23 protein-coding genes, 1 tRNA gene and 1 pseudogene are annotated in these 24,235 nt (G+C 50.0%); 21 read left to right on the top strand and 4 right to left on the bottom strand.

Annotation, left to right across the window (positions count from 1 at the left end):
* Window positions 1–20 precede the first annotated feature (20 nt).
* The 8 genes from tsf (at window position 21) to ispG (ending at window position 8,252) form a co-directional block, all read left to right on the top strand.
* Entirely contained in the window at window positions 21–617 is a 597-nt protein-coding gene (gene tsf, locus K3T83_RS08785; protein WP_220202595.1) for a hypothetical protein, read from the top strand.
* Window positions 618–632: 15 nt separating this feature from the next.
* A complete protein-coding gene (gene pyrH / locus K3T83_RS08780; RefSeq protein ID WP_220202594.1) occupies window positions 633–1,367 on the top strand; it encodes a UMP kinase in 735 nt (244 codons plus the stop codon).
* Between the two features lie 121 nt (window positions 1,368–1,488).
* Window positions 1,489–2,046 (top strand): ribosome recycling factor, encoded by a 558-nt coding sequence (frr, locus tag K3T83_RS08775; protein WP_220202593.1) that lies wholly within the window; start codon window positions 1,489–1,491, stop codon window positions 2,044–2,046.
* Between the two features lie 421 nt (window positions 2,047–2,467).
* Complete coding sequence (gene uppS / locus K3T83_RS08770) at window positions 2,468–3,268, top strand: polyprenyl diphosphate synthase (protein WP_220202592.1); 801 nt, start codon at window positions 2,468–2,470, stop codon at window positions 3,266–3,268.
* Window positions 3,269–3,359: 91 nt separating this feature from the next.
* The gene (locus tag K3T83_RS08765; protein ID WP_220202591.1) at window positions 3,360–4,280 is read left to right on the top strand and encodes a phosphatidate cytidylyltransferase; all 921 of its coding nucleotides are present in this window, start codon (window positions 3,360–3,362) and stop codon (window positions 4,278–4,280) included.
* A 234-nt stretch (window positions 4,281–4,514) separates the two neighbouring features.
* Window positions 4,515–5,690: a 1-deoxy-D-xylulose-5-phosphate reductoisomerase gene (locus K3T83_RS08760; protein ID WP_220202590.1), complete on the top strand. Its 1,176-nt coding sequence runs from the start codon at window positions 4,515–4,517 to the stop codon at window positions 5,688–5,690.
* A gap of 89 nt (window positions 5,691–5,779) precedes the next feature.
* The gene (locus K3T83_RS08755) at window positions 5,780–6,994 is read left to right on the top strand and encodes a M50 family metallopeptidase (protein ID WP_220202589.1); all 1,215 of its coding nucleotides are present in this window, start codon (window positions 5,780–5,782) and stop codon (window positions 6,992–6,994) included.
* Window positions 6,995–7,013: 19 nt separating this feature from the next.
* On the top strand, window positions 7,014–8,252 hold the full coding sequence (gene ispG / locus K3T83_RS08750) for a flavodoxin-dependent (E)-4-hydroxy-3-methylbut-2-enyl-diphosphate synthase (protein ID WP_220202588.1): 1,239 nt from the start codon (window positions 7,014–7,016) through the stop codon (window positions 8,250–8,252).
* 114 nt (window positions 8,253–8,366) lie between these two features.
* On the opposite strand, the gene K3T83_RS08745 is transcribed toward ispG, so the two are convergent.
* Window positions 8,367–8,741 (bottom strand): response regulator, encoded by a 375-nt coding sequence (locus K3T83_RS08745; RefSeq protein WP_220202587.1) that lies wholly within the window; start codon window positions 8,739–8,741, stop codon window positions 8,367–8,369.
* A gap of 386 nt (window positions 8,742–9,127) precedes the next feature.
* Between K3T83_RS08745 and K3T83_RS08740 the strand changes: the two genes are divergently transcribed.
* Window positions 9,128–9,274, top strand: a complete 147-nt coding sequence (locus K3T83_RS08740; RefSeq protein ID WP_220202586.1) for a hypothetical protein — start codon at window positions 9,128–9,130, stop codon at window positions 9,272–9,274.
* 34 nt (window positions 9,275–9,308) lie between these two features.
* On the top strand, window positions 9,309–10,286 hold the full coding sequence (locus tag K3T83_RS08735) for an aldo/keto reductase (RefSeq protein ID WP_220202585.1): 978 nt from the start codon (window positions 9,309–9,311) through the stop codon (window positions 10,284–10,286).
* 115 nt (window positions 10,287–10,401) lie between these two features.
* On the opposite strand, the pseudogene K3T83_RS57170 reads toward K3T83_RS08735, so the two are convergent.
* Window positions 10,402–10,587: pseudogene (locus K3T83_RS57170) on the bottom strand (bifunctional 4-hydroxy-2-oxoglutarate aldolase/2-dehydro-3-deoxy-phosphogluconate aldolase); the annotation flags it as partial.
* A 394-nt stretch (window positions 10,588–10,981) separates the two neighbouring features.
* Between K3T83_RS57170 and K3T83_RS08725 the strand changes: the two are divergent.
* Window positions 10,982–12,358, top strand: coding sequence for a S53 family peptidase (locus K3T83_RS08725; RefSeq protein WP_220202584.1), 1,377 nt, complete (start codon window positions 10,982–10,984; stop codon window positions 12,356–12,358).
* Between the two features lie 141 nt (window positions 12,359–12,499).
* On the opposite strand, the gene K3T83_RS08720 is transcribed toward K3T83_RS08725, so the two are convergent.
* Window positions 12,500–13,666, bottom strand: coding sequence for a toll/interleukin-1 receptor domain-containing protein (locus tag K3T83_RS08720; protein WP_220202583.1), 1,167 nt, complete (start codon window positions 13,664–13,666; stop codon window positions 12,500–12,502).
* Window positions 13,667–13,948: 282 nt separating this feature from the next.
* Window positions 13,949–14,022: transfer RNA gene (locus tag K3T83_RS08715), tRNA-Val, on the bottom strand.
* A gap of 379 nt (window positions 14,023–14,401) precedes the next feature.
* On the opposite strand from K3T83_RS08715, the gene K3T83_RS08710 reads away from it, so the two are divergent.
* The 10 genes from K3T83_RS08710 to K3T83_RS08665 all read left to right on the top strand — a co-directional run bounded on the left by K3T83_RS08710 (window position 14,402) and on the right by K3T83_RS08665 (window position 24,074).
* A complete protein-coding gene (locus tag K3T83_RS08710) occupies window positions 14,402–16,456 on the top strand; it encodes a CHAP domain-containing protein (protein WP_220202582.1) in 2,055 nt (684 codons plus the stop codon).
* Window positions 16,457–16,568: 112 nt separating this feature from the next.
* Window positions 16,569–17,702, top strand: coding sequence for a 3-dehydroquinate synthase (aroB, locus tag K3T83_RS08705; RefSeq protein ID WP_220202581.1), 1,134 nt, complete (start codon window positions 16,569–16,571; stop codon window positions 17,700–17,702).
* Between the two features lie 3 nt (window positions 17,703–17,705).
* On the top strand, window positions 17,706–18,161 hold the full coding sequence (gene aroQ / locus K3T83_RS08700) for a type II 3-dehydroquinate dehydratase (protein ID WP_220202580.1): 456 nt from the start codon (window positions 17,706–17,708) through the stop codon (window positions 18,159–18,161).
* Window positions 18,162–18,190: 29 nt separating this feature from the next.
* Complete coding sequence (locus K3T83_RS08695) at window positions 18,191–19,294, top strand: aminopeptidase P family protein (RefSeq protein ID WP_220202579.1); 1,104 nt, start codon at window positions 18,191–18,193, stop codon at window positions 19,292–19,294.
* Between the two features lie 12 nt (window positions 19,295–19,306).
* The gene (gene efp / locus K3T83_RS08690; RefSeq protein ID WP_220202578.1) at window positions 19,307–19,864 is read left to right on the top strand and encodes an elongation factor P; all 558 of its coding nucleotides are present in this window, start codon (window positions 19,307–19,309) and stop codon (window positions 19,862–19,864) included.
* Window positions 19,865–19,933: 69 nt separating this feature from the next.
* On the top strand, window positions 19,934–20,440 hold the full coding sequence (locus tag K3T83_RS08685; RefSeq protein ID WP_220202577.1) for an acetyl-CoA carboxylase biotin carboxyl carrier protein: 507 nt from the start codon (window positions 19,934–19,936) through the stop codon (window positions 20,438–20,440).
* A 5-nt stretch (window positions 20,441–20,445) separates the two neighbouring features.
* Window positions 20,446–21,693 (top strand): exodeoxyribonuclease VII large subunit, encoded by a 1,248-nt coding sequence (gene xseA, locus K3T83_RS08680; protein ID WP_220202576.1) that lies wholly within the window; start codon window positions 20,446–20,448, stop codon window positions 21,691–21,693.
* Window positions 21,694–21,707: 14 nt separating this feature from the next.
* On the top strand, window positions 21,708–21,929 hold the full coding sequence (gene xseB / locus K3T83_RS08675) for an exodeoxyribonuclease VII small subunit (protein WP_220202575.1): 222 nt from the start codon (window positions 21,708–21,710) through the stop codon (window positions 21,927–21,929).
* A gap of 24 nt (window positions 21,930–21,953) precedes the next feature.
* Window positions 21,954–22,403: a divergent PAP2 family protein gene (locus tag K3T83_RS08670; RefSeq protein ID WP_220202574.1), complete on the top strand. Its 450-nt coding sequence runs from the start codon at window positions 21,954–21,956 to the stop codon at window positions 22,401–22,403.
* A 933-nt stretch (window positions 22,404–23,336) separates the two neighbouring features.
* The gene (locus tag K3T83_RS08665) at window positions 23,337–24,074 is read left to right on the top strand and encodes a response regulator transcription factor (protein WP_220202573.1); all 738 of its coding nucleotides are present in this window, start codon (window positions 23,337–23,339) and stop codon (window positions 24,072–24,074) included.
* Window positions 24,075–24,235 lie beyond the last annotated feature (161 nt).

Genomic DNA, 24,235 nt, shown 5'->3' with positions numbered 1-24,235 from the left:
AGGAAGGCAGAGACAAAACGATGGACTACGCAGCCGTAGACGTAAAGAAGTTGCGTGAAGAGACGGGCGCGACGTTTAATGATTGTAGAAATGCCCTCAATGAGGCGAAGGACTGGGATGACGCGGTCAAGATTATCGAAGCGAGAAGCAGCCGCCGAGCAGAAAAAGCTATTGGCGCTGGCCGTGAGACCAGAGAGGGCGGCGTTTTTGCTTATGTCCACCATAATAACAGCGTAGGTGTGTTGCTCGAACTCAATTGTAGCACAGACTTTGTTGCTCGTAGCGAGAGCTTCCGCCAACTGGCGAATGAATTGACGCTGCAAATCGCCGGTGTCGCACCCACGTATGTCAACTATGAAGATGTACCTGCCGAGATCGTCGATGCGAAGCGCAAAGAAGTTCTAGAAGATCCTTCAATGGCTCGCGTGCCAGAAGCCAAGCGCGAAGAGGTGATTGCTGGTAAGCTCAAAAAAGCTTTCTCCGAGCAGGTGTTGATGATGCAGTCCTGGGTGAAAGATGATGCCGTCACAGTTGGTGAGATGGTGCGTAAGGTGATTGCCGATACCGGAGAAAATATTATCGTTCGACGCTTCAGTCGCTTCAAGTTGGGTGAATAAGGCAGGAATTCTCGTATGGTAGCCGATCTGAAGTATCAGCGTATCCTTTTGAAGCTCAGCGGCGAAGCTCTCGGTCCTCAAGGCTTTGGTATTGATGCTGAAACCGTCAGGAGCATTGCTGGGGAGATCAAGCGCGTTCACAGCCTGGGTGTGGAGATTGCGATGGTCATTGGTGGCGGAAACATGTGGCGGGGTGCTGATGCCGCCGCTACAGGCATTGATCGTGCCACTGCTGACTACGTGGGTATGCTGGCGACAGTAATGAACTCGCTGGTTATGCAAGATGCGATGGAAAAACAGGGCATGGTCACGCGAGTACAGACTGCCATCGAAATGCCTCCTGTTGCTGAGCCTTTTATTCGTCGTCGAGCGGTGCGGCATCTGGAGCTTGGCCGTGTGGTCATTCTTGCAGCAGGCAGTGGTAATCCCTTTTTTACCACTGATACTGCCGCCGCTCTACGTGCGGTCGAACTGAATGCGCAGATCTTGTTGAAAGCAACAAAAGTAGATGGTATTTACGATGATGACCCAATGCGGAACAGCAATGCTCGTAAGTTTGACGAACTCAGCTATATGCGAGCGCTGAATATGGGTTTAAAGGTGATGGACAGTACTGCGCTTTCTCTCTGTAAAGATAATCATATGCCCATTATTGTCTTCGACCTTCATCAGCCCGGCGCTTTAGAGGCCATCATTCGTGGCGAAAAGTGTGGTACACTCGTCAGTAGTAACATCAAAGAGCCTGTCTAATGTTGCCAGGAAGGAACCCTATCCCCTTCATTCAAGGAGATGGGTTGATGATGTAGGTGGGATGAACTTCTAAGATGAAGATATATGTGAAGGCATATGGGTCGCCACAAAGGAGGTTTTTATGACTACAGACTTATTTGGTGATGCAGAAAGACGCATGCAAAAAGCGGTCGAAGCTTTAAAGCATGATCTGGGGAGTATTCGTACGGGACGTGCTAGCTCTTCCCTGCTTGAACGCATTCAAGTCGATTACTACGGCACACCAATGCCCATTAATCAGGTTGCAACTGTGACTGTCCCGGAGGCTCGTCTTCTCGTCATTCAGCCCTGGGAGAAAAAAATGCTGACCGATATTGAGAAGGCGATTCAAAAGTCTGATCTGGGGATTAACCCCAATAATGATGGGCAGGTGATCCGCCTGGCTATTCCTCCTATGAATGAAGAGCGGCGACGTGATCTTGTCAAAACCCTCCACAAGAAACTCGACGAACATAAGGTCGCTGTTCGCAATGTTCGTCGTGATGTGCAGGATAAATTGCGGGATCGCGAAAAGAAAAAAGAGGTTTCTGAAGACGAGCTAAAGCGTAGTACTGATAGGCTACAGAAACTGACGGATCGTTATATCGATGAGATGGAAAAGGTTGGGAAAGCCAAAGAGCAGGAGATCCTGGAAGTCTGATTCTGGCTGTAGCTATTAGATCAGGGAGAGATGCACACAGGGGCATTCGTTCTCTTCGCGTCCATCTCTCCTTTGTCCCTTGACATCGGGTATTTCTCATCGAATTGGGGCCCTACTCAAGCATATATCCTCTTCCTGTCATTTTCTATCAAGCTCTTTTCCCATAGCGTGATTCGTTCAACTTGTCAAGTCCCTGGGGCATCGTAATATCCGCCTGGCTTTGCTACACTTTCATTGGAGTACATGTCAGGTAAATCTACTGCGTATTTATTGCTTTCCGATATGTTGACGCAGATTATATACTACCCTACGAAGAGATCTATCGGATTGTCAGCCCGGCGTTGCCAATTCTGTGTAGAGTGGCCTGACAGATGTTGTTGTTGGATAAAGGATGTCTATAACAGAAGAGAGAGGTCGAACGTTGGCAAAATTGCAAAATCTCCTTTCCTCAGTTAAAAGGAAAGAGGGCGTTGCTACACAGTCGCAACCCGCTATATCTGAGCAGTCCGAGTCTCCAGTCCGCCATCTAGCGATTATTATGGATGGGAATGGTCGTTGGGCCACACAACGGCATTTACCCCGCCTGGCTGGCCACAAAGCGGGAGTTAATGCACTGCGCCGCCTGGTCGAGTGTGCTGCCGATGAACATATTGAGATGCTCAGTGTCTATGCTTTTTCAACCGAAAATTGGGGACGCCCGCGTGCCGAGGTTGAAGGCTTGATGCGCCTCTTCTGGGAGACGATCCGTTCGGATCTAGAGAAATTGCACCGCGATGGTGTGCGTTTACGTCATCTTGGCCGCTTGTACGATCTCTCGCCCGATCTTCAAAAAGCTGTTCGCGATTCTGTGGAATTGACCCGTAATAATACCCGTATCGGCCTCAATGTGTGCTTTAATTATGGTGGTCGGGCCGAACTTGTTGATGCTATTCGCCAGATCATTGCGGATGGTCGCCAGCCCGACACGATTACTGAAGAGTTAATCAGTTCCTATCTATATACCCGCGACCTCCCAGATCCAGATATGGTGATTCGTACCGCTGGAGAGATGCGTGTCAGCAATTTCTTGCTCTGGCAAAGTGCCTATAGCGAGTATTATGCTACGCCCACTCTCTGGCCTGATTTTGGGCGCGAAGATTTGCTTGAGGCGTTAGAAAGTTACCAGCAGCGTCACCGTCGTTTTGGACGCCTGGATGTTTCTTCAACCGGGAATCAAGCGTGATAATAACAGGGCGGCAAAAGGCCGTCCTGCTTAGGACATGTTCCGGGTGGTTTCTCCCTATCTTTGTCGCTCTATAGAGGAAGTGAATTGCTTGCAAGGAGCCAGTGAACAAAATAAAGATTCAGGCCTACCCGATGCAACTTCCAGGGAGACCGATAAAAAACAGCCTTCTGTTGGTCAGCGCTGGCTCACCGCGCTGATAGCTATTCCTATTGTACTCATTTTTGCCGGGATCGGTGGTTGGGCCGCTTTTATTGCCGTGGGCTTTGTAGTAACGATGACAATGCTTGAACTGCTCAGGATGTTGTCCCACGCCGGTTATCGTCCCCTTGTGTGGATGAGCTTTGCCCTCGGCTTCCTCTTCCTGGTGGCAGCTATGTTTCCTCAGCAGCGCCTCATTATCCTCGAAGTCGGTTGGAGTTGTGCGCTGCTTATTTCTCTGCCCAGTTTTTTCATGCGCAAAAATCTTGATGGCGTGGTCGCTGACTGGGCGTTGACGTTGACCATCCCACTTTATCTGGCCTGGTCCATGAGCTTTTTCCTCCTGTTGCGTGGATATGAGCCGACGGTGATCCATTTTTCTGGCCCTGTCTGGCTGACTTTGCCGCGCGGTTGCTGGTGGCTCCTCGTCACTTTTCTTGGCGTCTGGGGCTTTGATAGCGCGGCGTTCTTTACCGGTCGCTATCTGGGACGCCATAAGCTCGCGCCTCATATTAGTCCTGGGAAGACATGGGAGGGAGTTGCTGGTGGCCTGATTGTGTCGATACTTGCTGCTCTCCTGTTTGCCGCCATTCCGCTTGGGGTTCCCTGGTATCTCGCTGTGGTATTGGGGGTGTTGATCGGGATTGCAGCTGTTTTTGGCGATCTGGCCGAATCCTTAATCAAGCGGCAGACCCACTTTAAAGATAGTGGTCAGTTTATGCCCGGTCATGGTGGACTGCTTGATCGCATAGACAGCCTGCTTTTCGCGGTTGTGGTGGTGTATCTCTTTGCTCTTTTTATAGGTATATAGGGAGAGCAACATGCTAGCAGCTTTTTCGTAGAGTACAATAAAGATGACCTTGACAACTCTTTCGTTGGGGATCTGTCAGGGGTGCATCTCTGCTATATAATCTATGTGAATGAGTTTAGACTCTGCTGATCGGCATAGAGTAGCCAGTCAGTATACGGAATGTACGTCGAAGATTGTCTGAATTGTTGGAAGAGAGATGCTGGTACAGATAGTGTACCGTGCTTTGAGTTATGCATGATGACAAAGCCTAAACGTATTGCTTTGCTGGGGAGTACCGGATCGATTGGGCGGCAAACGCTTGACGTAGTACGCCGCTTTCCTGATCACTTTCAGGTTGTTGCCCTGGCTGCACGTAGTAATATTTCACTCCTGGCCGAACAGGTGCGCGAGTTCAATCCCTCAGTTGTTGCCTGTTTCGCTGATACGCCAGAATTGCAGCAGCGGGTGCGCGAGATTTTGCCCGGCGCTATGCTCGGCGAACAGGGATTATTGGCCGTCTCGACCCATGCTGATGTCGATGTGTTGGTGGCGGCAACCTCCGGTTTGATGGGGCTAAGACCCACATTGGCGGCGATTGGCGCTGGCAAGACAATTGCGTTAGCCAATAAAGAGACTCTGGTGATGGCGGGCCATATGGTGATGCAGGCGGCTCACCGTGCCAATGTGCCGGTCCTGCCAATCGATAGTGAACATAGCGCTATCTGGCAATGTTTGCGTGGCGAAAAAAATAGCGATATTCACCGTCTTTTGCTTACTGCTTCGGGGGGACCATTTCGTCATGCCACCCTTGAGCAGCTAGAGAACGTTTCGGTGGAGCAAGCCCTGGCACATCCTACCTGGCGTATGGGAGAGAAGATCACGATCGACTCTGCAACGCTGATGAACAAGGGGCTTGAAGTCCTCGAATCATACTGGCTCTTTGGCGTACCATATGACCAGATTGAGGTCGTGGTGCATCCTGAGAGTATTATCCACTCAATGGTGGAATTTATTGATGGCTCAATTAAGATGCAGGCCAGCTTGCCCAGTATGCATATACCGATCATGAATGCTCTGGCTTATCCTGATCGGCTTGATATTGCTGATACCGGCTTCATTCGCGAGTTGCGTTGGGCTGATGTGGCCAGTTTGCACTTTGAGGCGCTGGACATAGCGCGCTTCCCTTGCTTCCGTCTGGCTATTGAGGCTGGAAAACGTGGTGGCACCTACCCCTGTGCTCTGCTGGGAGCCGATGAGGAGGCGGTGGCACTTTTCCTGGCCGGGAAAATTGGATTTCTCGATATTGCTCGTCTGATAGAGGCTGTGCTGGAGCGTCATCAGTCCGTTGAGCAGCCTGATGTGGCGACAACTCTGGAGGCGTGTGCCTGGGCGCGGAGAACGGCAAGAGAACTGAGCGAGAAGCTTATGTAGTAGTATCAGTAGGCTCTCGATCAGGTCGCAGCCCGTGTCCCGACTTTGTAGGCAGGCATCTTATATATTGATAGATAAAGGATGATGGGATGAATAACTGGTACTTACTGGCGGCTATTCCGGTCTTCGGGCTGCTCGTACTTGTACATGAGTTTGGCCACTTCATCACTGCGAAGTGGGCAGGCATTCGTGTTGAGGAATTTGGCCTCGGCTTCCCTCCTAATATTGTCGGGTTTCGCAAGCGCGATTCTGGTGGTTGGGAGGTCATCTGGTTCGGGCAGCATCGTGACCCGGAAATCAGCGGCAAACAGAATCCTTTTAGCGGGACCAGTGGTGGCGCGAGCAATCCCGATGCGGCTGTATCCAATCATACCCTCTACTCCCTCAATCTTCTTCCTATCGGCGGTTTTGTACGTATGCCTGGTGAAAATGGCGACGTGCTGGATGACGATGGAAACTACGATCCTCAAAGCTTTGCCGCCAAGCCTGCCGGGAAGCGCATTATTGTCCTGTGCGCGGGTGTCGTAATGAATCTGCTGCTGGCTATGGTGCTTTTTACCGTTGCTTACGGATTGGGAGAGCCTACCTACACAAATACCGCGACGCTTGGCACTGTGGTTGCCAATTCTCCGGCAGCTGCCGCTGGCTTGCGCCCTGACGATATCATTATCAGCGTTGATGGTCAGTCCACCCCACAATTTAGCGATATGGCGGCTGCTGTGACAAAGATTACAGATGCTGCAAAGAAGCAAGGTCTGAACACTGTTCCTGTGCATTTGCAAGTGAAACGTACAGGAGCCGCAGCGCCCATCGCTATCACTGTGAATGCTCTGGTGAATCCTCCCGCCGGACAGGGACATCTGGGCGTTGAGCAGAAGATTACTTTTGTCAGCACTCCTCTATGGCTGGCACCTTTCAAGGGCATTCAACATACATTTGAAGTGACCCGTGATTTTCTTGGACAGATTGCTCTGATGATTAGAGGGGCAGTGAAGCCCGAACTGGCCGGGCCAGTCGGTATCGTGAAGATTACCGGTCAGGTTGCTCAGACCGTGCCTGATCTTGGCTGGTGGCCGATTCTTAGCTTAACCTCGATATTGAGCTTGAATCTGGCAATTGTGAATATATTACCGTTCCCTGCTCTGGATGGGGGGCGTATCGTGCTTGTGCTGCTTGAACTTATTCGAGGCGGCAAACGTCTGAAGCCGGAGCGTGAGGGCATTATCAATTTAGTTGGCATGGCAATTTTACTTGCCCTGATGGTCATTATTACGATCAGTGATGTGGCTGGTTGGGGTAGTTAATCGGAGAGTAGTAGACATTATGCGAAGGAAAACGCGACAGATTCATGTCGGTAATGTGGCAATTGGCGGCGATGCACCGATTGCAGTGCAATCTATGACAACAACCTACACGCGTGATGTGGAAAGTACTGTGGCCCAGATTTATCGTCTGGAAGAGGTAGGCTGCGAGATCATTCGTGTTGCTGTTCCTGAGATGGAGGATGCGCTGGTACTTGGCGAGATCAAGAAGCGCATTCATATTCCGCTGGTTGCCGACGTTCATTATAATCCCGAACTTGCTCTCGAAGCTATTCGTCAGGGCATTGATAAGGTGCGCATCAATCCTGGCAATTTGCTCAATGGTCGCAAGTCGTTGGAGCAAATTGTTGTTGCCGCCAAAGAGCGTGGCGTCGCCATGCGCATTGGTGTGAATTCTGGCTCGATCGATGCCCTCGATAAACGCGCTCAGATGCAGCGCATTCAGGTACGTTTGCGCGACGATGGCGTGTTGGAGCGTACCGATCCTGCTGAGGCGCGGCGGAAAGAGCGTGAGCATCTGGCCGAGCGCATGGTCACGAAGGCGTTGGAATATATCAGCTGGTGTGAAGAGCTGGATTATCATGAGATTGCCGTCTCTCTCAAATCTTCCGCCGTGCTGACGGCTGTAGAGGCGTATCGTCGCTTTGCCCAGCGCTCCGATTATCCTCTCCATCTCGGCATTACGGAGGCTGGTACGCTTGTGACCGGGGCCGTGAAATCGTCGGTTGGCCTGGGGCTGTTGCTGGCTGATGGCATCGGCGATACCATTCGTGTGAGCCTGAGCGCTGAGCCAGAGGAGGAAGTACCCGTCGCCTTCGAGATTCTCCGCTCACTGGAACTGCGCAATCGCGGCGTGACGTTTGTTTCCTGCCCCTCCTGCGGACGTGTAGAGATCGATGTGATCAGCGTTGCCAACGAGGTGGAGAAGCGTCTGGCGAAGGTGCAGACCCCCCTGCACGTTGCTGTGATGGGCTGCGTGGTCAATGGTCCAGGCGAATCGCGTGATGCTGATGTTGGTCTGGCCGGTGGCAAAGGGAAAGGTGTGATCTTCCGCAAAGGCGAAGTCATCAAGACCGTGCCCGAAGATCAATTCCTGGATGCCGTCTTGAAAGAGGTGGCAAGTTTGCTCCCGCCGCATGAGGCCCGCGTGGTTTACCCAGAAGGCGGCATTAAAGATGTCGCCGGTACGCACCGCACGCGCGACGAAGGCATGAATTTGCCCATTCTCCCTCGCGCTTAACTGAAATAAATACTCTGCATCAGTTGATGCTGTAAAAAAACAGACAGTAGAAGTTGTATCTTTGGAATATTAGCAACTTCTACTGTCTGTTTTTCTAAAATCAGGCTGGTTTCCCTATGGACTACCAATTGTTTGCTCGACCAACTCTATCAGTTTATCCAGGTCTGCTGGTTTCTGGACGATCTGGACCACACCAGCAGACCGCAAATCCTGTTCTTCCCTGGCTACGTTGGGGTAGGCCGTGACCACGATCACTGGTATCTGGCCCTCACGTCCCGCCAGTTCCATCAGTTTCAATTCATCACGCCCATCCAAGAAGGGCATCATCAGGTCCAGCAGTACTAAGTTTGGTTGATGCTCTTTGAGAGCATCAAAAAAGCGCAGGCTCTGAGTTACCCTGAATGTCTCATAGCCTTCCTCTGCTAGTGCCTCAGTATACAAATCAGCTATCGTTGGCTCATCATCCATAATGACAATCTTTTTCGCCATACTCTTCCTTTCCTCTTCTCTTGAACAACGGTACACAAGACAAGCCTGGCATACAACCTTGTCCGATCCGTTATCGTCACTTGAAGAGTGACACATCGTTCTTCTCTACAACTTCTACGAGGTCGTATCATATCTGGTGAGCAAAAGGATCTGTAGGTAGGTAATCTCTCCTATTATCCGTGGGCAACATTTGGATGGCCGAGCGGTAAAACAGGTAAAAAGAGTGAGATTCTGATGGGGTGGACACGCCGCCCGGATGTGATAGTCAGGGATTATCGTAGCATAGCAAATTGTTGACTTGCTTCTCTGCGTTAGGATATTGGTAAAAGTGCTCGGATGATCAGGAGCCAGGCTCATCAGGAATATAGACAGATGAGGAAAAAACTATGCGCTATGCTCATGTTGCTATTGGTCATCCAGCGCTCCAGTGGGAGCAATTGCGGAAGCCGTTAGGAGGGCAGCTTCATCTTCAGGAGAACAAGGGAAAATTGCATGAGATGCTTGGGTCAGCGACTTCTGCACGGGCAGAATAATGATCACCCGCAAGCTATAGAAAAAGGATGGAGGATGGAATACACATCGTTGGGGCGAACAGCCCTCCACGTTTCCAAAATCAGCTACGGTACCTGGCAGTTCAGTGGTGAATGGGGGCAGATCAAGCAGGAGCAGTGGAACGCAGGAAAAGCAACCATACGCCAGGCGCTCGAACTGGGGATTAACCTGTTCGACACCGCCCAGGCGTATGGTTTTGGTCTGGCCGAGCGCCTGCTTGGTGAAGCACTCCAGCCTGAACTGAAGAGCCAGCGCGATAAGATTGTGCTGGCTACCAAAGGCGGACTACGTATGGAAGGAGACCGGATCGTGCGCGATTCCAGTGTCGGGTGGTTGCGCCAGGGAGTCGAGGAGAGTCTCCGCGCTCTTGGAGTCAGCTCTATCGATCTGTACCAGGTTCATTGGCCTGATCCCAATACCCCCATGGAAGAGACAGCCAGCGCTCTCGACGAACTGGTGCGGGAAGGGAAAATTCGCTATGTGGGCGTCTCGAACTTCAACGTTGAACAGATGCAAGCGTTTGAGCGGACGAGGAAGATAGACACTCTGCAGCCTCCCTATAACCTCTTCCGACGCGAGATCGAGGAAGAGATTCTGCCCTATTGCGAGGCCGCTGACATTGGAGTGCTTGTGTATGGTGCACTGGCTCATGGGTTGCTTGGTGGATCGTTTTCGCTAAAGACAACCTTCCCGCCGGATGACTGGCGGAGCCAGCACGAGTCCTTCAGCGGTGAGGGGTTTAGACGGAATGTCGCAGTAGTCGAGCGCTTGAAGCGCGTGGCACAAGAGCAGGGAATGACCATCGCGCAACTTGCCGTGGCCTGGGTACTGGCCCAGCCTGCTGTTGATGTGGCTATTGTCGGCGCGCGCATGCCCGAACAACTCGCCCAAACTGCTGCGGCGAGCGAGGGACATCTCACGCCGGAAACCCTGCAGGAGATCGAGAGTATCATGCGCGGTGCCGTTCCCATCGGAAGTTCTGCGCCTGAATAGGAGGATCAGCTTGCTCTTTCCCCCTAGCGGTGCACGCGCCCATTGATATCAAAGAGGCGCTCGAACTGTGGCGATTTCAGGCGCAGCAGGATTTTGCCCAGGGTCACAACTCTCGTCATCGCTGTTCCTCTCCTTCTCCGCGCACTTGGCGAACAATCGCTCGTGCTTCAGCGGCCAGGCGCGCGATGTCATCAAATTTGTGCTCGGAGATCATGCGCTCCGTTGCCATCCAACTCCCGCCGCACGCGACGACGTTTGGCTGGGTGAGATACTGAGCGAGATTGTGCGGCGTGATGCCACCTGTAGGAAGAAATTACACTCTTAATGCCTGTCGGTCGTCCAGGAAGGCACTCTATGAAAATGGAAGTCAAGCGGGACCGCTCCCCATCTACTACTAGCCATCTTTCCTATTTCAGGAGGCTTACAAACCTATAAGGTTGCTCGCTACGTGAGGGATCACACTTCATCCTCTTCACAAAATGATGAAAATGCTCCAAGCAGTCGAGTGATTAAATCTTGTATTTCTATTTATCTTTATGGTAAACTTAACTGCATAATTCTGTGTCGAGCAGAAATTTCTCTACTTTCATGATGAGATCGTCAATGTACGATGCTTTGACATTTCATCATAAACTCATGTTTTGCTCAAAAGTGCCACGTTATTCTTTACTTTGTTTGAAGGAAAGGGATGTCCTATGCCTGTGACAGCAGCTCCTCCTCTTTCTCGGAAGTCTATTCTGTTCTGGCTCTTTATTGCTCTACTTTGTATTGCGTCTCTCTTGTTAGGCGCTGCAAACATTGCTCCCAGCACCCCAAAGGGTATAGGTGCGCTGGCGGTAACTGGACACTGGAAGCACTGGAACAATGGGCAAGCTCCCAGTGATACGGCCTGTCGCTCGGCTATCCAGGTGCCATGCTATAGTCCGCAGGAGATGCGCCAGGCCTATGATCTGGCCTCGCTTGTGAATCAGGGATATGATGGAAAAGGGCAGACTATTGTGATCATCGATTCCTTTGGTAGCCCGACAGCCGAAGCCGATCTCAAAAAGTTTGACGCGGATTATGGCCTGCCCGATCCCCCTTCGTTCCAGCAACTTGCCCCGATTGGATCGGTTCCATTCGATCCAAACAATGACGATCATATTGGCTGGGCAGAAGAGACCTCGCTGGATATTCAATGGGCGCATGCTATGGCTCCAGCAGCTAACATTGTCGTTTTAACCAGCCCAGTCTCTGAGACGCAGGGTGTTCAAGGGATGCCAGAGTTTCTTCAGTTGGAGCAATATGCCCTCTCGCATCACCTCGGCCAGATTATCTCACAAAGCTGGGGGACGACCGAGAATACGCTCTTTACTCCTGAAGGGCAGACCGTTTTCAACAACTTTGAGCGCTTCTATCAACTGGCGGCTCTTAACCACATTTCTATTTTCGCTTCCACTGGCGATGCTGGATCGGCAAATCCCGATGTAAATGGCAATATCTATCCATTTCCTACTGTCGGGTATCCTTCCTCGTCTCCCTGGGTGACGGCGGTTGGTGGAACCAGCCTCTATGCTGATACCAGCGGGAACTATCAGAAGGAGACGGTCTGGAACGATGGTGTTGGGAGCGCAACCGGTGGCGGTGTGAGCCAGCACTTTGCTGAGCCTGTCTATCAAAAGCTCCTGCCAGCGCAGACGCAAAAGCTGTTGAAGGGGCATCGTGGCTTGCCTGATATTGCTATGAATGCAGACCCAGAGACGCCCATTCCCGTTTATCTGGGCTTCTTAGGGTCAGAGTCTGACTACTATCTCTTTGGCGGCACAAGCGAGAGCGCTCCACTATGGGCGGGCCTGACTGCTGATGCCAATCAGTATGCGGGTCACTCGCTGGGTTTCTTAAACCCCGAACTCTATCTGCTGGGCCTCAATAAGAAAGCAGCCTCTGAGGTGTTCCATGATATCACAGTGGGTAATAACGCTCAGGGAAGCATTTCTGGTTATTCGGCAACTACCGGCTGGGATGCAACTACTGGTTGGGGTTCACCAATTGGACAACCTCTTTTTAAGGCAATCAGGTATTACTCGTATTAAGTAATAGCAAGTCTGGGTGAATTGCAGTTCCCCTCTCGCTTGTTTGTGTATCTGTTAGATACGAGACGCTCTTTTTCAAGAGTAAAGAGCGTCTCGTATCTAACAGATACACAAACAAGTATTTTATTTTTCACCATTCGTCTAGAAATCTTTTGGTTTCATTTCATGGAGAATCTCCACAACTTTGTTCCACACTTCATCTGCCTCATGCTTGTTCATTTTACTTAAAGGTATAGAGGGATTGTTCACTGCCTGAAAGCGAGCAAGTTCTGTGTACTTAAAGTTGCAAGGTCCAAGTATGACCGGTAGGATAATGACTCCATCATCTTCTGCTGCGGTTAATAAGGAAGGTAGCTCGTGTTTTAATATAAACTCTGAGGCAAGGTAATCTATACTAACAAGTAATATTGCTACGTAAGCTGAAGCCATCGCTTTTTTGATTTCTTCGTCCCACAGTGCACCGGGTTTTATTTGTGTATCATCCCACCACTTTACTGTGTTATTATTCAGTTTAGTGGCTCTTAAATGTAGAAGTAAGCGATTCAGCTCTTCCTGGTTCTCATGGCTGTAGCTAATGAAAACGGTCGTACGATTATTATTGGAAGAATCAACTGGATCAATTTGCTTTTGCTGATGTATTGATTTGGGTGGTGCGCTTCCTTTCTTCGGTGGCATACATTCATAAAGAAATATCATCATTTGTAAGGTGTCGAAACCATCGAACTGAGGAAGCGACTGTAAGTGAGCCAATAATTGGCGATTCAGTTCCAGAAGATCACCTTTCGGTTTTTCTCCAAACAGACCTAAAAAATATCTCAGGTGTTCTGGATTTGATATGGGTAAAAAGTATTCTGGGAAGTAGAGGTAGAGTGGTTTGCCACGTAAAGAGTAGCGATTATAACCGAGTAAATCTGCGCCAATTTTGTCAAGCTTATCAAACTGTAAGTTTCTAGTTGCGGCTATGAGTTCCAGTAGTCCCCGTTTCATGGATGCTAGAGCATTTTCCGCATTTTGATAGCTGCTATTCCAGCGCCAGCGATCCTCGCTTTTGCTCCACCAGACCCCAAACTTGGCAGCGTTTCCCCCTCGAATTCCTCCTAACTCGTTTGTCTTAAACTCCAGCCAATAACAGAAACTATCTGGTTTTCCAATTGCATATTGATCTAGTGTCATTGTTGACAGGCTTTCAATTGGGAAGTGCCGAACGAAATCTTCTCGCAACTTTTGTTGATGGCTCGTTGCAGTTTTTGGATGCTGTCGCAACCAGATGTGCAGAGCTTCTTGCCAGGGTTTTGTTGCTGAATTCATAAGTATCACCTCAAAAAATTTATTATGTACTGGCTGTTCTCCACCATTAACCTTTGGGGAAGATATAATGCAGATTGCAGTTTTATATCTTAATGGATCGAAAAGTTTATTGCAATCATATATTGGAGATAAGTAGTTATCATGGTGGTAAAAACTAATAGAAGATGATGTTTAAATTGCTGTAGAAGTTGGTAGGCGATGGTAAGGCGTAAAGCGGAGGAGGGTAAATAATCGTTAAAATAGAAAAAACGCAACTCCATTTGAAGTCGCGTTTTTGTGTAATGGGCGATACAGAACTCGAATCTGTGACCTCCACGATGTCAACGTGGCGCTCTAACCAACTGAGCTAATCGCCCTGGGACGTGCATAATAATAACATTGCTCACTCTCGTTGTCAATAGGTTTCTAGAGGAAATTTTTTAGTTCCTCGGCTTTCCTTACGGCCCTGCGCATTTACAGGTCAGCATAGGTCGCGATGAAGTTGACTCGCGTTCTATGGTGGTGGCAGAGAAGATATCTGAAACACCTGTACGTCAGTTAGATAAAAAAATTCAGGAAAATCAGAACGAGGCGACAAAATCCTGTGAGAAGCTGGTAATGGCTTCTTGTATAGAAATATATACAATGATATACTAGAATTCGTTCATACAATCTCGGCCATATTTCGCTATTCGTGCCATATTTGTTTCTTTGCTTTCTTGCGTTTCAACTAAAGGTTGGGAAGGTGCCGTTGCTATGCTTCCTGCATCTCATAGGATTACGCAACGATGGAAGGCTCGCTATAAGCGTTGTACTGCGGTATGTAGGCGTCGACGTCGTACTATATTTCATATTGCTGGTGTGCTACTGTTAGTGACTATTTTGCTTTTGGAGATTGCACCATTTCAATCTCCATCTGCCAGTGCCAAAGATCATACCAATCCATCAGTTGATGAAACCTGTCTCCACGTCGGATTTTCGTCCGATGGGAATCCCTTTCCTGTTTGCCCCGGACCTTTTCCTGTTGGTGGCAATTGCGTCTGGTGGACGTGGGAACAGTGGCACCTTCTCGGCTATGACTTGCCGCTCAATTGGGGCAATGCTGCTGACTGGATTATTGATGCGCAGTTATCTGGCCTTTCTGTGGGAACAACTCCACGCGTTGGCGCTATTGCCGTCTTTCCGCGCGCAGATGGTGTCTGGGCCTTTGGTCTCCCCGGTCACGTTGCCTTTGTGACTGCCGTGAGCGCGAATGGCATGAGCTTTGATGTCACCTATCAAAATTATGGTGATCCCACTCCCATCTATTTTGGCAAGGGATATAACGTGAACGTGATTAACCAGCTTCAATATCAGGCTGGTCAGTTACGCTTCATTTATTTTCCACAACAGCTCGATCTTCAACGCTTTGCTCGTCTCCCTGGTATTCAGACGGTCGATTCTGGTGCTATTGCCTGGACCAATACATTGTTAGGGCGCGTTTCTGGAGGAACTCCAACGAGCAGCCCTGCTCGTCCGGTTGCTACCATGACTCCCACGCCTACGGGGGCTTCTCTCAAGATTGCCCACACATCTTCCGAGCAAGAGTTTAATGCCGATTTCAGCGGCGAGGGCTTGAGCGATCTCTTGCTCTATAACCGGCAACAGGGGAGCCTCAAAGTACTACAATTGCAGCGAGCGTCAAGTGGCCCGGTGCTGGTCAATTTAGGTGATTCTTTAATAGCCGCCGGTCATTGGGGATCATCTCTAGAGGTTCATATTGGCGATTTCTCCGGCTCCGGCAAGTCTGAGATCCTGCTCTATGATCGCGCAAAAGGGCAGATCCACCTGATCAGTCTCACTCCCCAACTTACTATTCAGCGGCATACTGTCTTTAATGGGCCTGGTACAGGTTGGGAGGTTTATGCTGGACGATTTGATGGGCAACGTTCCAGCCTCTTTATGTACAATCCTTCGGCCAGAACCACCGCTACCAGTCCAATCACGGTGCCTGAATGGGAGAAGCAAGGTCGTCTGCAAAATATTGTGCTGCTCAACTTCAATCGCGATTTGAGCGTTCACACACAGCAACACTATACGCTCTGGCCTGCTAGCTGGGAAATCTATATTGGGGCGTTTGCCAGCCCTCATCAGGACAGCGTTTTTCTCTACGACCGCACCAGGGGCGAAGGACGTTTGCTAGATTTTGATGCCGCTCTGAATATGATGCATTATCAACAGATGCATCACTTGAACGGCGGTTGGCAGGTCTATAGTGGCGACTTTGCTGCGAGCGGGCGAGCGCAGTTGTTGCTCTATGATCCGGGCAATGGACATGCTCAACTATTCAAACTTGCCAGCGATCTCACGGTAGCCAGCCAGAAGAGCTACACCGATTGGGGAGCGAAGAAAGTGCTTTATGTTGGTCATTTTGGCCTCCCTTCTCTCAGTGTTATGCTCTACGATGCACAGATGGCACGCAGCACCTTTCTGGCCTTTGATGGCTCTTTACAGGTGGCCCATCAGTATGCCGCGCAGACGTGGGATCAGCACTGGCAAATTCTGGTTGGCGCGTTCCTTGATCGGTCGCGCTGTGTGAAGAGCGGAAATTGCGCAACAGGCGATGATATTCTGTTGCTCAATCGTCAAACAGGGCAGCTGGAACAATATATTTTCTCCTTTGGCCGGACATTCAAAGTGTATGATAATCGCATGCAATCGTTTGTACGCCAGGGCGTGGCCGCGCAGCAACATCTCGCCGCCGTTGATACTACAACCTTTAGCCTGATCGATATCTTGAACACCAGTATACGCAACGAGGAACTCTACTAACTGGCCTGTGCATGGTACAATAAGCGCTGTGTAGCATGTATTTTTGATCGGGCCTTCCGGTCGCGGAAAAGGACGGAAGAGCGCCGAACAGGTGGTTCAGGAGAGTATTGCAATGTTGACTGGTTCTGGTGAGCAAGTAGCTCCGATTGTTCGACACGTTCATGCAGGCGAAGGCTATGATGCTGTGGTTGATTGGGGGGGGCTTGGGCACTTGCCTCAATATCTGACACAACTGGGGCTACCGCCGCGTGTTTTCCTCTTCACCGACAGCAATCTCCAGAAGTTGTATGCCTCAACGATTATAGCGAAGCTCACGCAGGCCGGTTTCGAGCCGCAGCTCTATGTGGTTCCGGCAGGCGAGGCAAGCAAATCGCAGCAGCAATTGAGCGCTATCTATGACTGGCTGCTTGAGCAAAAGGCAGAGCGGCGCGAGGCTATTATTGCTTTTGGCGGTGGCGTTGTTGGTGACATGGTTGGCTATGCCGCCGCCACCTATTTGCGCGGAGTGCCGCTGATTCAGGTGCCAACCTCTCTGCTGGCCCAGGTCGATGCGGCGATTGGTGGTAAAACGGGTATTAATCATCCACAGGGCAAGAACTTGATCGGTGCCTTTTATCATCCACGCCTTGTGCTTGCCGATCCTGCAACGTTGCTGACGCTTCCTCCACGCGAACGTACCGAGGGATGGGCAGAAGTTGTAAAGTATGGTATTATATTGGACGCTGAATTGTTCGCATTGCTAGAGGAACATGTCAATGTCCTGTCTACTTTCACTCACCCTCCTGTGGCGCTGCTTTCACAGATTGTTGCCCGCTGTATTGAGTTAAAGGTCCGAGTGATAGAAGAGGATGAGCGCGAACAGGGACGCCGTGCTATTCTTAACTATGGTCATACGATTGGTCATGCGCTTGAGAACGTCTCTGGCTATGGTGAATGGCTGCACGGTGAAGCGGTCTCGCTCGGTATGGTTGCGGCGGCGGCGCTGGCTCAGGCCGCAGGCATGTTTTCTGCCGATGAAGTGCTGAGGCAGAATCGCTTGCTCAAGGCATTTGGTCTGCCGGTGGTGTATCAGGGCGCTGTTCGTGCACAGGATATTCTCGCAAAGATACAGTTGGATAAGAAAGTGGTTGGTAAACGCGTGCGCTGGGTGATGCCGAAACGGATCGGTGAGGTCGTTGTGACTCCTATGACCGATGAACTCGTCTCGCTGGTTGTCACTGGATTTTTTGCGGAAAAGAGGCCATAAGGTATGCACACGTTTCTGGTACTGAATGGGCCAAATCTCAACACGCTTGGAACCCGTGAACCCTCGATTTACGGCAATATCACACTCGAGCAGATTTATGAAAAGCTGCGTCAGCAGGCCGCTGAATTGGGGGCGACGGTACAGTGTTTTCAGTCCAACCACGAAGGGGCGCTGATAGATTATATCCAGCAGCACTCGGAAAGCGCGTCGGGAATCATCATTAATCCAGGCGCGTTGACGCATTACTCGATTGCGTTGCGCGATGCCCTGGCCTCGGTCAAAATCCCCACCATTGAGGTTCACTTGAGCAATATTTATGCTCGTGAGTCGTTCAGACATCATTCGGTAATTGCTCCTATCAGTCGGGGACAGATTGCTGGCCTGGGCTGGCACGGCTACCTGCTTGCTTTACGCGCCCTGGTGGATCTGGTGCAGGAGCAAGTTTCGCAAGCTCGTTAAGAGATATAGCAGACGGGAGAGAAAAGCATATGGTTCAGGAGAGTATCAATAAACTTAGGGTCTGGATTGGTGAACAGGGGCTTGATGCATTCCTTGTCGCGCAGCCCCAGAACCGCTCGTATCTCAGTGGATGGTTCAATGAGGATACAGAAGGTTCCGGCCTTTTGCTGGTGGGACAACAGCAGCAGTTGCTCTTGACCAATCCTCTCTATGCAGAGGTTGCAGGACGCGAAGCCGTTGGTTGGGAAGTCATCGTCCCGGAGTCGCGCCAGTACGCCCCCGAGATTGCTGAGCAGGCGAAGAAATATGGCTGGAGTAAAATTGGCTTTGAAGCGCAGGACATCAGTTTCAGCGAGTACGAAAAGATTCGTGCAGCTGGCGATGGCGTCTATACACTTCAGCCGTTTGAGCGCAGTTGCATAGAAGAGATGCGTCAGATCAAGCAATCTTATGAGCTTGACTTGCTGAAAAAAGCAATCGCTATTACCGATGAGACGTTTGCGCATATTTGTCAGTGGATACAGCCTGGCATGACCGAGAAAGAGATCCAGTGGGAGATTTTGCGTAAGATGGTCGAGCTGGGTGCTGATGGTCTGGCCTTTGAAACGATCGTGGCCTCTGGCCCCCACGCCTCTATGCCTCACGCTCATGCAAGCGAGCGCCGTGTTCAATTGGGCGAGTTGATTACGATTGATATGGGCGCTCGCTATCACGGGTATTGTGCCGATATGACACGCACGATCTGCCTGGGTGAGCCTGCTGAGGAGCGAATGCGCGAAATTTATAATGCTGCGCTGCATGCGATGAAAACGTGTGAAGCTGGTTTGCATGCAGGGCTATCGGGCGTTGCAGGCGATGCTCTGGCGCGTCAGGCATTGGAGCAGGCTGGTCTGGCACAATATTATGTGCATAGCACGGGGCATGGCGTTGGTTTGCAGATTCACGAAGGTCCGAATCTTTCCCAACGCGCACCAGAGGATGTACCCTTACCTGCTGGCAGCGTCGTCACTGTGGAACCGGGCGTCTATATTCCTGGTTGGAGCGGTGTACGCGTTGAAGATTGTGTGGTGGTACATGAGAATGGTGTTGAAGTATTAACGCAATCACCAACAGAACTGGTGATTCCACGCTAAAGGAGCCTTTACATGATTTCTACTGGCGACCTGAAAAAGGGTCTGGCTATTGAATTTGAGGGGCAGCCCTGCAATATTATAGAATGGCAACACGTCAAAATTGGACGCGGCGGTGCGATTGTGCGTATGAAATTGCGCAATCTGCGGAGCGGAGCAATTTTTGAGCGCACCTGTGACGCAGGCGATAAATTTAAGCGCCTGTATCTGGATCATTCAAACGTCACCTATCAGTATCAGGACGGTGATCATTATCATTTTATGGATATGAACACCTATGATGATATCATTCTGACTGAGGCGCAACTGGGTGATGCCAAAAATTACCTGATCGATAACCTGGAGCTGGGCATTGTTCGTTATAATGACGAGCCTATCTCCGTAGAGCTGCCGGAGAAGCTGGTGTTACGTGTAACCTACACCGAGCCAGGCTTTAAAGGTGATACCGCTACGGGAGGAAACAAGCCTGCAACAACCGAAACCGGGCTGGTCGTGCAGGTTCCACTCTTTATTGCGACCGACGATCTCATTCGCGTCAATACCTCTACTGGCGCGTATGTGGAGCGTGCATAAATGGAGCAGGCATAGGCAGAGCTATGTGCTGCTGCCTCTTTATTTTAAATATTATGGGGTCAAATCTATATGGACGGCAACAGGCATTCTTATAAAGAGTCGCTCTCAGTGGAAGAACAGCCATCTTCCGATGAAATCAGCGTTGAGCAGTTAGAGCGACTCGTACATTTGCTGGACGAAAGCGATGTTTCAGAGATAGAGGTGAAGCGTGTCTCTTTGGGGACGCGTCTGATGTTACGCAAAGCAACGGTCTCCGATGGTAGTAACGTGGCAGCGGCTGTATCTCATATGCCAGTTGTGGAAGAAGCAGCGCCACCCGTGGACACGAAACATACTGTTGTCGCACCGCTTGTTGGGATTTTTCATGTCTGGGCCAAGCCGAAAGGCTCTCCGCTAGTTGCAGCGGGAGATGTGGTCAAAGTTGGTCAGCGTGTGGGAACGATTCAGTCGTTGAATGTGCTGAATGAAGTAGAGACGCAGGTTGCCGGACGTATCGTTGAAATCTTTGTGCGGGACGGACAACCTGTAGAATATGGGCAGCCGCTCATGACCATTGATAGTGCAGAGGAGGCGTAGGGGGCATGGACGACATGCATCCAACATATCTGCCTGGCTACCTGGAGACGTCCTCAGTTGTGAGCGTCTCTGAGCTGGCTCTCTATCTGAAAGAGCTAATGGAGGCCAACGATATCCTGCAAAATATCTGGGTGCATGGTGAGGTTTCTAATTGCAAAATCTATGCGTCCGGGCATTGTTATTTCACTCTCAAAGAGGGCGAGGCGCAGTTGCCCTGTGTCTTTTTCAAATACTCACGTTTGCGTTCAGATGCGCCTGAGTTGCGTAATGGTATGGCGCTGGCTGTCAATGGTCGTGTTGCATTTTACGAACGGGACGGCAAATTGCAGTTCTATGTTGATGCTGTCAAACCTCTGGGTGAAGGTGTGCTTTTTCAGCGCTTCGAGCAGCTCAAGGCACGTCTGGCAGCCGAGGGACTTTTTGATGCCGAACGCAAACGACCTCTTCCACCACAACCCGCCATTATTGGGATCGTTACCTCTTTACAAGCAGCAGCCTTGCGCGATATGTTGCGCGTACTGCGAACTCGCTATCCGCTGGCACAGGTGCTTATTGCTCCCTCGCTTGTGCAGGGGACCGAAGCCCCAGCCTCTATCGCGACCGCCCTCGATCTGCTGAACGAACATGGAGAGGCGGATGTCATTATCGTTGGGCGCGGTGGCGGCTCAATAGAGGAGCTATGGGCCTTTAATGAAGAGGTGGTGGCTCGTGCCATTGCGCGCTCGCGTATCCCTGTGATTAGCGCCGTTGGGCACGAAACTGATTTTACTATTGCCGATTTTGTGGCTGACTATCGTGCCTCAACGCCCACTGCTGCCGCGACCGCCGCCGTTCCTAATATCGATGATTGGCGGGTTGAGGTGCAGGATAAGGCTCACGATTTGACGCTCTTAATGCAGGATCGGATCGAGGATTTGCGAACGCAGCTGGAGCATGCTCAGCGTGATCTGCAACGTGTGAGTCCTCTGAAACTGGTGGATCAGCGCAGGCAGCAACTCGATGATACGATGGAACGCCTGCAAACGCAGATGGAGCATCTGATTTCTCTCAAGCAGGAACGTTTGCGTGGCGTGAGTTTGCAACTGCACTCACTTAGCCCTCTCTTGACGATTGCGCGTGGGTACGCTATCGTACGGCGTGATGAAACTCAGGAGGTTGTGACCAGTATCCAGCAGGTGCAACCAGAGGACACTCTCACCATTCAGGTTCAGGATGGTCATATTCCTGTTCGGGTTCGTTCTTCACAACAATAAAAGGATGTGTTGGTATGGAGTCCCTGTCTTTTGAGGAAGCTTTTGCTCAGCTTGAAGCTGCTGTCGCGGCATTGCAAGATGGGCATATGCCGCTTGAACGTGCGCTACAGCACTATCAGGAGGGTGTGCAATTAGCTCAGCGCTGTAATGAGTTATTGCAGCAGGCAGAGTTGTCGGTGCAGCAACTTACAGCCAATAGCGATGGTACGCTATCGATTCAGCCCCTTGATCTTTAACAGGGGAAAGGTTTTTACAATGCTATGATGCAAAACTCACTTCTCGATAATCGCGCTTTAATTGCCGCGTTCCTCGCCTGGGCTATTGCTCAGGTGAGTAAAACGGTCTACGAGATCTTTCGTGAGCGCAGGCTAGTTTTGAGCCGTCTTGTCTCTTCTGGTGGGATGCCCAGCTCCCATTCTGCACTCGTTACAGGTCTCGCCACTGCTACTGGACGCACGCTGGGTGTCGGTTCGACAGAATTCGCTATCTCGGTAGTGCTGGCCAGTATTGTGATGTATGATGCCGCTGGCGTTCGTCGTGCCGTCAGTATTCAAGCGCGCATCCTCAATCAGATGATTGATGAGGCCTTCCAGGGACATCCCATTGCTGAGAAACGGTTGCGTGAGCTGATAGGGCATACACCTATTCAAGTGTTTGTTGGGGGCGTACTTGGCGTGTGTGTCGGCTTTCTTATTACTGCTGTATCCTGATATTCCATACCCGCCTTTTTATTGATATGGCTGGAAATGTCATTCTTCTATAAAAAGAAATTCCCTCTCTTTTGCTCAGGATATTTTTCTGGTTCTATGCGACAGGTAAATAGAATGCGTTGTTTGGCCGAATATAGTTATGTATAAGGGCGTAGCTGTATTCGGCTCTTTTTATCTGTGCAATCTGCCTGTGCTGAGGAAAGAGGAATGTCTATTGCGCCAGGATGCAAGCTGTGTCATGAATTGCAATAATTTGCAATTCACCTATCCCTAAGATATATTACTTCTTAGGAAGAGAAAGCATTGCTGTATCAATAATAATGTAATGTTTTCTATACACAAAGAGAAGGTCGTAGTATAAATTTTCTCTATTACTATTGTTAAGGTGTAATTTTTATCGTTAAGGATAAGTAACCAGTTTCTTGTTAAACATTAGTAATGGTATCTACAACCTCTGCGATTGTTTGCCGTATAATAAGGGGAAAGTAAAGGATTGCAACGATTAATGCTGGTTGGACGTTGTATATAAGTGTGACCAGGGGCTACCAGGGCATGCTATCGCTTATGATACGGTCTATACAGATGTCATAACGCTTGACGCTATCTGGAAGTATTGTTGCTATCATTCTGTATGAGGTGTACTGTTTTCAGTACAGGGTGTAAGGCTCTCTAGTTTTTTTCATGGTCATCTGTCGAGAAAGAAGCTGGGAAGAGCGTGTTATAGAAAATGGTCGATATGAATATTTCCAGTTGTTCTACTGTTATCCTTTATGGGATATGGAAACAGTTTGTAAGCGTTCAAAACCTCTCTTTGTGGTGACGCAATAGAAAGCCTGCTCATAAAATGTTGCTGTGCTGTCAATTTGTACTGCTGGCACTTGCCAGGCTTGTAATGAAGCATGCTGTAATGCATCAATGTAGAGAGGAGATGCGATGAAGTTACTGGTCATTGATAGCGATCGGGATCTGGTCGAAATGCTTACCAGTTGGCTCAAGACGCTTGGATATGAGGTGTACCGGGCGTATAATGCCGAGCGAGCCAGGACGGAATGGTTGGAGCAACAACCTGATCTCGTCATTTTAGATACAGCTCTCAAAGATGTGGACATGCTTGGATTATGTCGTGAGCTACGGACCAAGCATGATGCCCTGGTGCTGGTGGTCACGGACGGCAAAGACGTTCAGGATGAGGTGCGTTGCCTGGAATCTGGTGCCGATGATTACTTGCGCAAACCATTTTTCCCTTCTCAATTACTTGCACGTATACGCGCGGTCAGCCGTCGTGCGCGCTCCAGTCTGGAGCGGCGTCCATCATCAATTGTTACGGTTGGCCCGATTCATGTTGATTCTCTGCATAATGAAGTAACTATACATGGGAAAACTGCTAGATTGACACCAACGGAAAGCAAACTGCTGCATCTGTTGGCTATTAGTGCCAACGATGTGTGTACCGCGAACCAGATTGTGACGCATGTCTGGGGTTACGATGGCGAGGGAGATGCTGGTTTAATCAAAGCTCATATTCGTCATTTACGTCAAAAAATCGAGCCAGATCCGAGTAATCCGTATTATATCCTGACCGTTCCCGGCGTGGGATATACGATGATTCGACGGAACGAAGATCAGGAAACGAAGGAGCATCCACGCCCATTGCGCGCTATTTCCGTGTAAAAATATGCTGTTTTGACGCTTTCACATAATAGAGAGGTGCAGTAACCTACTGTACCTTTTTTTTATTGAGGAGTGTTTAAGTCTCAACATGTATGTGTGTTTGAACACCTCATTTTCGCACGTATAGCTATCGCATCTGCACATAACTACTCTATCCTATG

The organism is Reticulibacter mediterranei (assembly GCF_016587455.1).
Note: the sequence above shows the minus strand (reverse complement) of the source record. Positions and strands in the feature narration are given on the sequence as shown.